This window comes from Bacillus cereus group sp. BcHK124 (assembly GCF_027712065.1).
GTDB classification, from domain to species: Bacteria; Bacillota; Bacilli; order Bacillales; family Bacillaceae_G; genus Bacillus_A; species Bacillus_A pacificus.
In genome coordinates, this window is the sequence record NZ_JAQFPJ010000005.1 from 180,040 (window position 1) to 192,860 (window position 12,821).

The following is a 12,821-nucleotide window of genomic DNA, read 5'->3' on the forward strand; positions in this document are numbered from 1 at the left end:
TATAATCGTTTATCATAACCGTCACTATTACGAAAGCACTTCTAAATAGGCTCTTCACAGTTGTTACCTATCTTTATACCATATCCTTTTGAAATGCCTCTAACGCAATATGAACAGTCTCATCTGGAATAGATACGACATTTACTACCCCATATTCCTGCATAAGTACCATATGAATTGCTCCAGCATTCGCTTTCTTATCTTGTTTCATCAACCCGACGAGGCGTTCTACATTCAAATCACTTGGCATTTTTGGATAACCGTACTTTAAAAACCACTGCTTCATCTCTTCATAAGCAAGATTAACCTTATACACTTGCTCACTTAAGAATATAGCAAATAACATTCCAACCGCTACTCCGTCACCGTGAGTAATATTTCCGTATCCTAGTTCTTTTTCAAGAGCATGACCTAACGTATGTCCAAAGTTCAAATGAGCACGTACACCTTTTTCTGTTTCATCTTGTGCTACAATGTTTGCCTTTACAGGAATCGCCTTCGTTAATATGTGGATTAATTTCTCATCACGAAGATCTGCTAATGTTTGCACTTCTTCTTTTAGCCAATGATATAGTTTCACATCACCAATTAGAGCATGTTTTATCACTTCTGCATAACCTGAGCGCCACTCTTTTTCAGGAAGAGACTGTAAAAACGGTGTATGATATACGACTGCTTCTGGTTGATGGAATGCACCTATCATATTTTTACCTAACGGATGATTGATTGCTACTTTCCCACCTACTGCGCTATCGTGAGCTAATAAAGTCGTCGGAACTTGAACAAAGCGAATTCCACGCATAAATGACGCAGCAACAAAACCAGCTAAGTCTCCAATCATCCCGCCTCCAAGTGCGATAATTAAAGAATTTCTATCTAATTTATTTTCAAGAGCTGACGTATGAGCCGCATAGAAATTTTCAAAGGACTTCTCTTTTTCACCACTCGGTACAACGAATGAAAATACTTTTTGCTCTATTTGCAACGCATCTACAACCGTCTGTAAATGTAAAGATGCAACAGCTTCATCTGAAATAATCATGATGTTTGATACAGATGGCTTCATATTTTGAACAATCGTTGTCAAATGTGACAACGATTCTTTCCCTACATATACATCATATTCTTTTGATTTCGTTTGAATATGTATGTTTCCCATTAAAATCCCCTCGCATATTCATTATGTCTCTCAATATTTTCACGAATAAGGTCCATACGATCTAATCCGAATTGTTCTATTAGAGCTGTAGCTAATTCCCAAGCTACAACCGCTTCTGCAACGACACTAGCTGCTGGAACAGCACAACTATCTGAACGTTCAATACTTGCTGTAAAAGGCTCTTTCGTATCAATATCGACACTTTGCAACGGTTTATATAGTGTAGGTATCGGTTTCATCACACCGCGTACAACAATTGGCATTCCAGTCGTCATACCGCCTTCTAAGCCACCCGCGTTATTTGTTCTTCTTGTATATCCATGCTCTTCATTCCACACAATTTCATCATGAACTTCGCTGCCCGGTCTATGCGCTGCTTCAAAACCAATTCCAATCTCAACACCTTTAAAAGCATTAATGCTCATCATTGCGGCTGCTAATTTTGCATCTAGTTTTCGATCATAATGCACATAGCTTCCTACTCCAATCGGCATTCCTTCCACAATTACTTCAACGATGCCACCAATTGAATCACCATTTGATTTCGCATCATCAATTGCTTTTATCATTTGATTACCAGCTTCTTCATCTAAACAACGTACAGGTGATGCTTCTGTAATACTTTTTAATTCTTCAATTGAACGATACGTAGTCTCCTTAGCCTGTACACCACCAATTTCAATTACATGGCCTGCTACTGCAATACCAAGTTCCGCCAACACTTTTTTAGCAACCGCACCAGCAGCAACACGTACTGTCGTTTCGCGAGCCGAAGAACGTTCCAGTACATTTCTCATATCTCTATGACCATATTTAATCGCACCATTTAAATCAGCATGTCCAGGTCTTGGTTTTGTTACTTTCCTTTTCATTTCTTTTTCTTCTTGTTCCGTTAACGGCTCTGCACCCATAATTTTTGTCCAATGTGCAAAATCACGGTTTTCGACAACAAGCGCAATTGGAGAACCTAATGTCTCTCCATGTCTAACACCACTTACAATTTGCACTTGATCTGTTTCAATTTGCATGCGTCTACCGCGCCCATATCCCTTTTGCCTTCTAGCTAACTCTTCATTTATATCATCCGCTACTAATGGTAGTCCGGCCGGAACACCTTCTATAATCGTTGTAAGTTGTGGACCATGAGATTCACCAGCTGTAATATATCGCATACGTTATTCCTCTTTTCGTATATGTATTTATCTCGCTATATTAAGCAATAATATTATCTTTCATTACTCTAAAAATATGAAAGAGTTATGAATACATCAGCCATTCGCTTATTCTCCGATAGGCCGTTACTTTACATATCAATATATCATAACAGCTCTAACTTCGTAACTAATAGAAATAAAAAAAGTGCAAGAAGAATACCCCTATTCTCCTTGCACTTTCTACTATTATCACAGTGATTAAAGCGTTTACAAATTATTTCAAAATAATTAGTAAATCCATTCATTCATTAATTTTGAGTAGTCAACTAATTCTTCTTCTTTAAAGAAAATAGCAATCTCGCGCTCTGCACTTTCTAACGAATCAGAACCATGGATAATATTTTTCGCAACAGTTACACCGAAATCTCCACGAATTGTTCCAGGAGCTGCTTCATGTGGTCTTGTTTTACCCATCATGTTACGAGCTGTATCTACTACACCTTCACCTTGCCATACCATTGCAAATACAGGGCCAGATGTAATAAAGTCTACTAATTCACCAAAGAAAGGTTTCTCTGTGTGCTCAGCATAATGTTGTCCAGCAATTTCCGGAGTGACTTGCATTAATTTTGCACCAACTAATTGAAAGCCCTTCTTCTCAAAACGAGCTACAATTTCCCCAATGAAGGCACGTTGTACACCGTCTGGTTTAACCATTAGAAATGTTTTTTCCATAAAAAATCTCTCCACTTCTGAATTATGTATGTAATTGTATATCCCCACACACATATTAACACCCTTATCACAATTGTGCAATAGTTTTGAAATAGAGAGATTATTTTATTTTTTAGAAAAAACACTAAAATTTTCGTTTCCCAATATACTTTGCTACATTTTGTAATGCATACTTTGCTTGTCCACGTGGGAGTGGTTTTATAATTTCTAATGCTTTATGTAAATAACGTTCACTAAACGCAAATGCTTTATCAATAGCATCACTATTTTTTACAGCCTCAATAATTTCTTTCATTTCGTCCGCTGTTGTATTTTCATGTACAGATTTGATTTTCTTACAAAGAACCGGATCTTCCATAGCATATAGAGCAGGAAGCGTAATGTTTCCTTGCAATAAATCACCACCAGCAGGTTTTCCAAGTTTCTCTTCTGTGGAAACGAAGTCTAAAATATCATCAATAATTTGATACGACATCCCTACGAAATAGCCATACCAAAACAGACGACTTACTGTATCACGATTAGCGCCAGCAGCAATTGCTCCTAATTGGCAACTTGCAGCAATTAATAATGCGGTTTTTCGCTTTATTCTTCTTAAATATGTTCTTAAATTTTGGTCATAGTCATACTTATCTTTAATTTGTTCGATTTCACCTTTACAAACTTCTAAAATGGTATGCGATAGAGCCTGATGTGCCTCTGGAATTTCAATATTCGTTATACATTCAAGAGACTTAGCGAATAAATAGTCCCCTGTATACATGGCAATACGATCTCCCCATTTCGCATTCACAGTTGCACTACCACGTCGTAAAAACGCGGCATCAATAACATCATCGTGAACAAGAGAAGCCATATGAATAAGTTCTAACGCAACAGCTACATGCTTAATTGCGTCTAACTTATAATCTCCAAATTTCCCTGCAAGCAACACAAATACAGGACGAATTCGCTTCCCACCAGCTTCAATAAGTTGTAATGCCGCCTCTTCTACTAATGGCTGTTCAGAAGCAACTGTCTTTTTTAATTCTTTTTCTATCACATTAATATCCGATCGTAAAAAAGAGTACATAAGTTGTAACTTCATATTGTTCACCTTAACCTAAAACTTCTTTTTTCTATTTTGATTCTGGTTTCATACCTAAATGCATCGCTGCTACCCCAAAAGTAAATGGCTTCACTTGCACACGTTCAAGTCCAGCTTTTTCGAACATATTAGCCAATTCTTTCATACCTGGGAATGTACTAGCAGATTCTTGCAGCCATGAATATTCTTTATAACTTTTCGCAAATAACTTTCCAAATAACGGCATGATATATTTAAAGTATAAAATATAACCTTGTCGAAAACCAATCATTGTTGGTTGAGATGTTTCTAAACAAATTACTTTTCCACCCGGTTTTACTACACGCGTCATTTCTTTTAATACGTGCATATAATCCGGTACGTTACGTAAACCAAATCCAATCGTTACATAATCAAATGTGTTATCTTCAAATGGAAGTTCCATTGCATTTCCGTGTAGAAGTTCTACTTGTTTTAATTGTAAAGCCTCTACCTTTTGCTTACCAACAGATAACATATTTTCACTGAAGTCTAAACCAACAACCTTGCCCTGTTCACCCACTGCTTCAGCTAGCGCAATTGTCCAGTCCGCTGTCCCGCAGCAAACATCAAGCGCTTTACTACCTGGTTTTACATCCATAATGCGCATCGTCTCTTTACGCCACGCTTTATGCCTTTGAAAACTAATTACAGAATTCATTACATCGTATTTATCAGAGATTTTCTCAAATACATCATGTACTCTTTCTTCTTTTGATTGTTGCATGCTCGTACCTTCTTCCAATGTAAAATTGCTTATGTCTTCGATTTATCTCTTAACACAGAGTTTATTTCGCTTATATCTGTGTGATTTTCTAAAAATTGATTTTCTTTCTTTCCGAGTTCCATCATCCATCCATTCATAACTGTTTCTGCATCCGCTTTATCGTTCAAAATCTCTTGAACCGCTTGAAAAACAGGTGAATGCTGTTTTTCAACATGTAATTCACATTCTTTTTGGAGACGATTTTTCCCTAATACATATGTTATAAACGATTTCCAATGCGATAAATGAAAATGATCACATGTTTTTTGCAAAAGTGCAGACTCAATCGTTACTACACTTTCCAGTATGTCATCCATCGTTTTATGCGCTTTTTGATATAACATTATTTTGTGTTCATTAATTTCTTTAATTCCTTCAGCAAGCGCACGAATTAAAACAATATCACGATTCATAGATAATAAGTAATAATATAACCCGCTATAATAATCACCAGCAAGCACTGTTAACTGGCGACGCTTATGCGATTCATTCGCTTCTTCCCCTACTTTATTCGATACTCTTTCATGTGTATCAAGCGCAATTTGCACAAGCATAATCGTTACTACATAATGCTCAATTTGTTCTATATGTAAATTTGCACCTTTTAAAGTACCATATAACAATGCTATTTTCTCTTCATCAATAAATGGTTCTTCAATATAGTTTATAAAATAAGGATGGCGTAATTTCACCATCAATTTCTCTCTTATACCCGCATACCCTCCGTAGATGTCACACACAAAAATCACCCTTGTTTTCTAATTCATAAAACTTATTATAACACATACACTCTATTTTCTATAACCAAAACTTGGCTACTCTTTCCAAACTTCTATCGAACTACATAACATCTTCTATTCTTTTAAGTAGCCTTTCTATTCTCACTCTGCCTTGCTAAAACTATATCATTTATTTACAAAAAAAAAAAAAAGAAAAGCAGTTTCCCACTTTTCTTTACTTCGTTTTAATAAAAGATAAAATTTCACTACGTGCTGCAGCATCATTTTCTAGTACACCACGTACCGCTGTTGTTACTGTTTTTGCACCTGGCTTTTTCACACCGCGCATCGTCATACACATATGTTCTGCTTCTACTACTACCATTACACCATGCGGCTCTAGTACTTCCATAATAGAGTTCGCTACTGTTGATGTAATACGTTCTTGCAGCTGTGGACGACGTGCAATTGTATCTACAGTACGAGCTAATTTACTTAACCCTGTCACTTTTCCGCCTTGCGGAATATATGCAACGTGAGCAACTCCATAGAATGGAACTAAATGATGCTCACACATCGAATAAAACGGTATATCTTTTACTAGTACAAGCTCCTCGTGATCTTCTCCGAACACTTTGTGCAAATGTTCTTTCGGATCTTCATGCATACCTGAGAACACTTCTGCGTACATTTTTGCAACACGCTTTGGTGTATCAAGTACTCCCTCACGATTTGGGTCATCTCCGATTGCCTCTAAAATAAGGCGTACTGCATGTTCAATTTGTTCTAAATTAACTTTTGCCATCCGCTAGCCCTCCCGAAAACCTAAAAGTGATACGAACACATTCTAGCATATTTATGTTTTTAAAAGCAAAAAGAAGAGTTTCCTAAAAGGAAACTCTTCTTCCCTGTTAATATGTAAGGATTATTTAACCGCATCTTTTAACGCTTTACCAGGTTTGAATGCAGGTACTTTACTTGCAGCGATTTCAATCTCCTCACCTGTTTGTGGGTTACGACCTTTACGAGCCGCACGCTCACGAACTTCGAAGTTACCGAATCCGATCAGTTGTACTTTATCACCTTGTTTTAAAGCTTCTAAGATAGAATCAAAAACAGCGTCTACTGCTTTTGTTGCGTCCTTTTTAGAAAGGGAACTTGCTTCTGCAACAGCATTGATTAAATCTGTCTTGTTCATGCCATTCACCTCCTCCCAAAGATAAGACTGTATAATGATCATAAAATGAGTCTTACTTTCATTTGTAGGCAATTTTTACAAATTCTATACTACAAAGATGTAGATAAATCATTATCAACGCCTATATTATACGATTCTCCTTTATAATTCAATATTTTTAAGGAAATTGTTACTCTTAAAATGTGAAAATCTGATGAAACTTGACAATTTACAACAATATATTAGATAATGGCTGTTTATTTTCCTATTTTATATGCGAAAATTTAAAAAATCCCTCTACGATGAGAGGGATTTTTTCTTATAATATAATCGCGATTAATCCGCCAGATCCTTCATTAATAATTCTTTCTAGCGTTTCTTTTAATTTATATCTCGCATTTTCTGGCATTAAAGATAGTTTCGCTTGAATACCTTCCCGAACAATCGAGCTCAGCGAACGTCCAAATATATCAGAATTCCAAATTGATAATGGATCATCTTCAAAATCTTGCATTAAGTAACGAACTAGTTCTTCACTTTGTTTTTCAGTACCAATAATTGGCTCAAACGTGGACTCCACATCAACTTTAATCATGTGAATAGATGGTGCTACCGCTTTTAATTTCACACCAAACCTTGAACCGTGACGAATAATTTCTGGCTCATCTAAGCTCATATCAGCTAACGCAGGCGCCGCTACACCATATCCTGTTTGTTTTACCATACGCAGGGCATCCGCCACTTGATCATATTCTATTTTCGCATGAGATAAATCGAGCATAAGCTTCAATAAATGATCTTTCCCTCGAATTTCTACCCCTACTACTTCTTTTAAAATTTGATCATATAATTCATCTGGTGCATATAGATCAATCTCTGCTACGCCTTGCCCCATATCAATGCCAGCTAGGCTCGCTCGATCAATAAATTCATACTGACTAAACTGCCATACGACACGGTCTACATCACGAAGACGTTTTATATCCTTCACAGTCTCTTGAACGGCTTCTTGATAACTTTGGCGTAACCAATGCCCTTCATTTAGCACCATTACCCAGCTCGGAAGGTTCACATTCACTTCTAAAACAGGGAACTCAAATAACGCCTCTCGAAGTACATTGTATACATCTGTTTCTCTTAAACTTTCAACACTCATCGCAATGACTGGGATATCATATTCTTCAGATAAGCTTTGGCGCAATTGCTCTGTATCTGGATGATACGGCTGTACAGTGTTAATGATCATAATGAAAGGTTTTCCGACTTCTTTTAGCTCATTTACGACGCGTTCTTCTGCCTCTATATAATCTCTTCTTGGAATTTCACCAATCGTTCCATCTGTTGTAATTACAACACCAATTGTTGAATGTTCTTGAATTACTTTCCGTGTTCCGATTTCTGCAGCTTCATGGAATGGAATAGGTTCTTCATACCAAGGAGTATTAATCATGCGCGGGCCATTCTCATCTTCATAGCCTTTTGCTCCTGGAACTGTATATCCGACGCAATCTACTAATCGAATATTCACTTCAAGACCTTCATCTACTTCGATAGAAACCGCTTGGTTTGGAACAAACTTCGGTTCCGTCGTCATGATTGTACGGCCAGCAGCACTTTGAGGTAGTTCATCCTGCGCTCTTTGACGGTCAGACTCATTTTCAATATTAGGAATAACTACAAGTTCCATAAATTTTTTGATGAATGTTGATTTTCCTGTTCGAACAGCTCCTACAACTCCAAAATAAATATCACCGCCTGTGCGTTCCGCAATATCTTTAAAAATATCTACCTTTTCCAAGTGATTCCCTCCCTCAATATTTTTGGGAATAATTCCACGTTTATAGTCAACTAATACCTTCTCTAACGTTGCCTATAATATCTGATATAATATAATGGTATTCTAGAAGTTCGGACAATATATCATATAATTTTGTCCAATTTCATATGACTATTAAAAAAATACCTTTTGTTTGCATCGCAAGTTGTGTAACATAAAAAACCTTTCTTCTAGAACTTATTCACTAAAAGAAAGGTTCATGACTTATGATTTTAAAAAAATTGGTTCTCCATTCTTTACCGTATACGGTAAAGAATACGCAGGTACAAACGGAGAATCTTTCGAAAGTATATTCCGAATATCTTCCCCCTCCTTAAATTGTCCTTCGTTTTTTTTCAGCGCTTCATATAAGTCGATTCTATAATCAACATAAATTTCTCCCTTTTCGTTAATTACAAACGGAAGTCCTTTACCAGAATACGGACTTGTCACTTGCGGTACATCTTTATATCCAAGTTTTTTGAAATCTAATTCATACACACCATCTGAAATTACCTTTTTAAAAGGTGGATATTGATGTTCATCTCGATACATCCTAAGCTTTAATGATAATTGCTGAATTTGTTCAGCCATCCTCACATCAATTAACTTTACTGTCGGGTTTGTTTCAACGTCTATTAATACGTATTGATATACTCCCCCGCTTTCATAGGCATTCCCTGGCGCTTCTTGTATGTAACGCGGAGAAATCTTTTGAAAATCGATTGGATATTTTTGATAAATAGGCGTATTCATATCCCGCGTCTTAATTGGCAATATCCCGTCATTTTGCTCCTTAAATGTCGCAACAGCTTTTTGAACGACCTGCAGCTGATCTTCATAAGGCACAGCATTTTGTTTCATATTTTCTTTTGGATACAGACATCCTGTTAAAATGCTCATACAACAAAATATTAAAATAATATGGACTTTTTTCACTAGCAATCACCTTTTCATACTAATTTAACTCGCTCCGTATCATTCCCTTTACTGCTGTACAGGTCCACTAAATACAACAAGAAAAATAACAATTCCTGATACAATCATAAGGGTGTACGCTACCAACGCTGTAATCCCTTTCAAAAATTTATTCTTTATTTTATATCTGCTTAGCAAAATAAAACTTACTGCAAAAAACATAAATCCAATTGCCCCTAAAGCAAACCACATTTTTATTAGCCCTTCCGACATATACACACCCCTTTTTATCAATCTATTTTTATACTATTTTAACAAATTAAAATCTTTAAACAAATACAAAAAAGAACATTTTACTACAAATCGAGAATATGTAGTTTTAATCAATAGGTTTTTCAGCATTTTCCACCAGTCTAGATAAAAATAAAACCGAAGCGAGTGTATCACTGGCTTCGGTTGACCAAATATGCCCAAAACAGCTCTATTCCCATACTTTCATGGCTATCATATGCAATCTACAAACTCTTTGTTTCTCATATTTTATTTTTTAAACATTTTGCTTAACGAGCCAAAATCTGTCGGCATATTATTGTTAATAATCGCTTTTACAATTTGATCCTCTTGTTCTTTCGGCACTTCACGTCCTGCCATAAGAGCCACTTGATGAATCAATTGACGAAGTACAGTCTCATCACGTAAATTCGCATTTTGTACAGATGATGCTAATTTAAAAATATCTTCTTTATTCACTTTCGCTTCTTTTTCAATATTATTAAAAATGTTGTTATCCATTCTTTTCACCCTCTCCTCAAGTTACTCTTCATCCTATGCAAAAATAAAAAAATGGTGAAAAGACCCAAAAAAATAAAAAGCGACAGAAGTACAATTGTACTTCTGTCGCTTTTCTTTAAAGTAAGTCAGGTATAGCTTCCACTTCATGTTTTCGAACACGCCCCATTAATGAGCCTACTGCATCTTTTACATTATTCCCATTGAATAAGACGTCATATAAAGCAGCTGTAATCGGCATTTCCACTTCCATTTTCTCTGCCAATTCATGCGCAGCTTTCGTTGTTCTTACACCTTCCACAACCATACCCATGCTTTCTAACACTTCTTCTAAAGAGTGTCCTTTTCCAAGCAAATTCCCAGCACGCCAATTTCGGCTATGGACACTTGTACAAGTTACAATTAAGTCCCCCATACCAGTTAGACCAGCAAACGTTAACGGATTTCCACCCATTTTTCTTCCTAAACGAGCAATCTCCGTTAAACCACGCGTCATTAATGCCGCTTTCGCATTATCACCTAATCCAAGACCATCAGTTATCCCAGCAGCTAATGCGATAATATTTTTTAACGCACCACCAAGTTCAACTCCAACGATATCTGGATTTGTGTATACACGGAAATAACTATTCATAAACAAATCTTGTACTTCCTCAGCCGCTTCCATACGCTTTGCTGCAGACGTAACAGTTGTCGCCTGACGTAACCCAACTTCTTCAGCATGACTCGGTCCAGACAGTACAACAACATCTTTAATTAAATCCTCTGGAATTTCTTCCTCAATCACTTCCGAAATACGTTTTGATGTACCAGGTTCAATTCCTTTACTTGCATGAATCCAAGTAGTCGGACCCGCTACATATTTCTTCATATCTTGTAGTACTTCTCTATACGCTTTCGTTGGTACTACAAGCAGTACTACATTTACATCTACTAATGCTTCTTCTAAAGAAGAGTAGGCTACGATTGTGCTTGGCAATGTAATTCCCGGAAGATATCGACTATTCTCATGTTTTGTATTAATCTCATCCATAAGTTCAGAACGATTTCCCCAAATACGTACATCATGCCCATTGTCAGCTAATACCATCGCTAACGCTGTTCCCCAGCTACCTGCTCCAACTACTGTGATTTTTGTCATAAAATCACATCCTCTCCATTAGTCTCTTGCTCTAGCGATAATGTGAATCGGCGTTCCCACAAAGCCAAATGATTCACGTAAACGATTCTTTAAGAAACGCTCATATGAGAAATGCAATAGTTCTGGATCGTTTACAAACACAACAAATGTTGGTGGTTTTACCGCAACTTGTGTTGCATAGAAAATCTTCAGACGACTACCGTTATGCGTTGGCGTTGGATTCATCGCTACCGCATCCATAATTACATCATTTAATACATTCGTTTGAATACGGATACTATGACTTTCATTTACCTCATCGATAACCGGTATTAGCGTTTGTGTACGTTTTCTCGTTTTCGCAGATAAGAACACAATCGGTGCGTAATCTAAAAATTGGAAATGAGCACGGATGTTTTCTTCAAATGCTTTCATTGTTTTCTCGTCTTTTTTCACTGCGTCCCATTTGTTTACAACGATAACGACAGCTCGCCCTGAATCATGAGCGTATCCAGCGATTTTTTTATCTTGTTCAATAATTCCTTCTTCACCGTCTAAAACGACTAAAACAACGTCAGAACGTTCAATCGCTCTTAGTGCACGAAGTACACTATACTTTTCTGTACTTTCATACACTTTCCCTTTTTTACGCATACCAGCTGTATCGATAATTACATAATCTTTCCCATCTTTACTATATGGTGTATCGACCGCATCACGAGTTGTTCCTGCTACATTACTAACAATTACACGCTCTTGACCAAGAAGAGCATTTACAAGTGATGATTTCCCTACGTTTGGACGGCCAATTAAAGAGAAACGAATTGTATCTTCATCATATCCGTCTTCTTCAATCTTTGGAAAATGCTGTGCAGCTTCGTCTAATAAGTCACCTAATCCTAATCCATGTGTACCTGAAATTGGGAATGGTTCACCAAATCCTAATGCATAGAAATCATAAATATCACTGCGCATTTCCGGATTGTCCACTTTATTTACTGCAAGTACAACCGGTTTATTTGAACGATATAATATTTTCGCAACTTCTTCATCAGCTGCTGTTACACCGTCACGACCATTTGTCATAAAAATGATAACATCCGCTTCATCAATTGCTACTTCAGCTTGTTGACGAATTTGTGTCAAAAATGGCTCGTCTCCAATATCAATTCCACCTGTATCAATAATGTTAAATTCATGATTTAACCATTCTCCAGCGCTATAAATACGATCGCGCGTTACACCTGGAATATCTTCTACGATTGAAACTCTCTCTCCAACAATTCTATTGAAAATAGTAGATTTCCCTACGTTCGGGCGGCCTACTATTGCTATTACTGGTTTCGGCATATACTTTCATCCT

At 36.8% G+C, this 12,821-nt stretch carries 14 protein-coding genes; all 14 read right to left on the bottom strand.

All coding sequences use genetic code 11. The features are described from left to right. Nucleotides 1-73: 73 nt before the first annotated feature. On the bottom strand, nt 74-1,159 hold the full coding sequence (gene aroB, locus PDK19_RS10790) for a 3-dehydroquinate synthase (protein ID WP_016717016.1): 1,086 nt from the start codon (nt 1,157-1,159) through the stop codon (nt 74-76). Continuing rightward, nucleotides 1,159-2,331, bottom strand: a complete 1,173-nt coding sequence (gene aroC, locus PDK19_RS10795; protein ID WP_016717015.1) for a chorismate synthase — start codon at nt 2,329-2,331, stop codon at nt 1,159-1,161. The genes aroB and aroC overlap by 1 nt, the downstream gene beginning before the upstream one ends. 270 nt (nt 2,332-2,601) lie before the next feature. Beyond that, entirely contained in the window at nt 2,602-3,048 is a 447-nt protein-coding gene (gene ndk / locus PDK19_RS10800) for a nucleoside-diphosphate kinase (protein ID WP_000415885.1), read from the bottom strand. Between the two features lie 124 nt (nt 3,049-3,172). Then, nucleotides 3,173-4,135, bottom strand: a complete 963-nt coding sequence (gene hepT, locus PDK19_RS10805) for a heptaprenyl diphosphate synthase component II (RefSeq protein WP_000776070.1) — start codon at nt 4,133-4,135, stop codon at nt 3,173-3,175. A gap of 31 nt (nt 4,136-4,166) precedes the next feature. Next, entirely contained in the window at nt 4,167-4,880 is a 714-nt protein-coding gene (gene menG, locus PDK19_RS10810; protein WP_001187662.1) for a 2-heptaprenyl-1,4-naphthoquinone methyltransferase, read from the bottom strand. 29 nt (nt 4,881-4,909) lie between these two features. Further along, nucleotides 4,910-5,659 (bottom strand): heptaprenyl diphosphate synthase component 1, encoded by a 750-nt coding sequence (locus tag PDK19_RS10815; RefSeq protein ID WP_270707082.1) that lies wholly within the window; start codon nt 5,657-5,659, stop codon nt 4,910-4,912. Nucleotides 5,660-5,873: 214 nt separating this feature from the next. Continuing rightward, nucleotides 5,874-6,443, bottom strand: a complete 570-nt coding sequence (gene folE, locus PDK19_RS10820; protein ID WP_001151482.1) for a GTP cyclohydrolase I FolE — start codon at nt 6,441-6,443, stop codon at nt 5,874-5,876. A 120-nt stretch (nt 6,444-6,563) separates the two neighbouring features. After that, nucleotides 6,564-6,836: an HU family DNA-binding protein gene (locus tag PDK19_RS10825; protein ID WP_001043860.1), complete on the bottom strand. Its 273-nt coding sequence runs from the start codon at nt 6,834-6,836 to the stop codon at nt 6,564-6,566. Between the two features lie 298 nt (nt 6,837-7,134). Then, on the bottom strand, nt 7,135-8,613 hold the full coding sequence (spoIVA, locus tag PDK19_RS10830) for a stage IV sporulation protein A (protein WP_000416519.1): 1,479 nt from the start codon (nt 8,611-8,613) through the stop codon (nt 7,135-7,137). Between the two features lie 243 nt (nt 8,614-8,856). Then, nucleotides 8,857-9,570: a hypothetical protein gene (locus tag PDK19_RS10835; RefSeq protein ID WP_049113550.1), complete on the bottom strand. Its 714-nt coding sequence runs from the start codon at nt 9,568-9,570 to the stop codon at nt 8,857-8,859. 48 nt (nt 9,571-9,618) lie between these two features. Further along, nucleotides 9,619-9,822: a DUF2768 domain-containing protein gene (locus PDK19_RS10840; RefSeq protein ID WP_001288995.1), complete on the bottom strand. Its 204-nt coding sequence runs from the start codon at nt 9,820-9,822 to the stop codon at nt 9,619-9,621. A gap of 267 nt (nt 9,823-10,089) precedes the next feature. Then, a complete protein-coding gene (locus PDK19_RS10845) occupies nt 10,090-10,341 on the bottom strand; it encodes a stage VI sporulation protein F (RefSeq protein WP_000369754.1) in 252 nt (83 codons plus the stop codon). A gap of 115 nt (nt 10,342-10,456) precedes the next feature. Beyond that, nucleotides 10,457-11,479 carry an NAD(P)H-dependent glycerol-3-phosphate dehydrogenase gene (locus PDK19_RS10850; RefSeq protein ID WP_000161775.1) on the bottom strand — a complete coding sequence of 341 codons (1,023 nt, stop codon included), beginning with the start codon at nt 11,477-11,479 and terminating at the stop codon, nt 10,457-10,459. An 18-nt stretch (nt 11,480-11,497) separates the two neighbouring features. Continuing rightward, nucleotides 11,498-12,808: a ribosome biogenesis GTPase Der gene (gene der / locus PDK19_RS10855; RefSeq protein WP_001125892.1), complete on the bottom strand. Its 1,311-nt coding sequence runs from the start codon at nt 12,806-12,808 to the stop codon at nt 11,498-11,500. Nucleotides 12,809-12,821: the final 13 nt, after the last annotated feature.

What these genes read in the sequence shown, in the direction of transcription:
- PDK19_RS10845 (WP_000369754.1), bottom strand. Translation starts at nt 10,341, where the DNA reads ATGGATAACAACATTTTTAATAATATTGAAAAAGAAGCGAAAGTGAAT.
- menG (WP_001187662.1), bottom strand. Translation starts at nt 4,880, where the DNA reads ATGCAACAATCAAAAGAAGAAAGAGTACATGATGTATTTGAGAAAATC.
- folE (WP_001151482.1), bottom strand. Translation starts at nt 6,443, where the DNA reads ATGGCAAAAGTTAATTTAGAACAAATTGAACATGCAGTACGCCTTATT.
- PDK19_RS10850 (WP_000161775.1), bottom strand. Translation starts at nt 11,479, where the DNA reads ATGACAAAAATCACAGTAGTTGGAGCAGGTAGCTGGGGAACAGCGTTA.
- aroB (WP_016717016.1), bottom strand. Translation starts at nt 1,159, where the DNA reads ATGGGAAACATACATATTCAAACGAAATCAAAAGAATATGATGTATAT.
- aroC (WP_016717015.1), bottom strand. Translation starts at nt 2,331, where the DNA reads ATGCGATATATTACAGCTGGTGAATCTCATGGTCCACAACTTACAACG.
- PDK19_RS10825 (WP_001043860.1), bottom strand. Translation starts at nt 6,836, where the DNA reads ATGAACAAGACAGATTTAATCAATGCTGTTGCAGAAGCAAGTTCCCTT.
- PDK19_RS10840 (WP_001288995.1), bottom strand. Translation starts at nt 9,822, where the DNA reads ATGTCGGAAGGGCTAATAAAAATGTGGTTTGCTTTAGGGGCAATTGGA.
- ndk (WP_000415885.1), bottom strand. Translation starts at nt 3,048, where the DNA reads ATGGAAAAAACATTTCTAATGGTTAAACCAGACGGTGTACAACGTGCC.
- der (WP_001125892.1), bottom strand. Translation starts at nt 12,808, where the DNA reads ATGCCGAAACCAGTAATAGCAATAGTAGGCCGCCCGAACGTAGGGAAA.
- hepT (WP_000776070.1), bottom strand. Translation starts at nt 4,135, where the DNA reads ATGAAGTTACAACTTATGTACTCTTTTTTACGATCGGATATTAATGTG.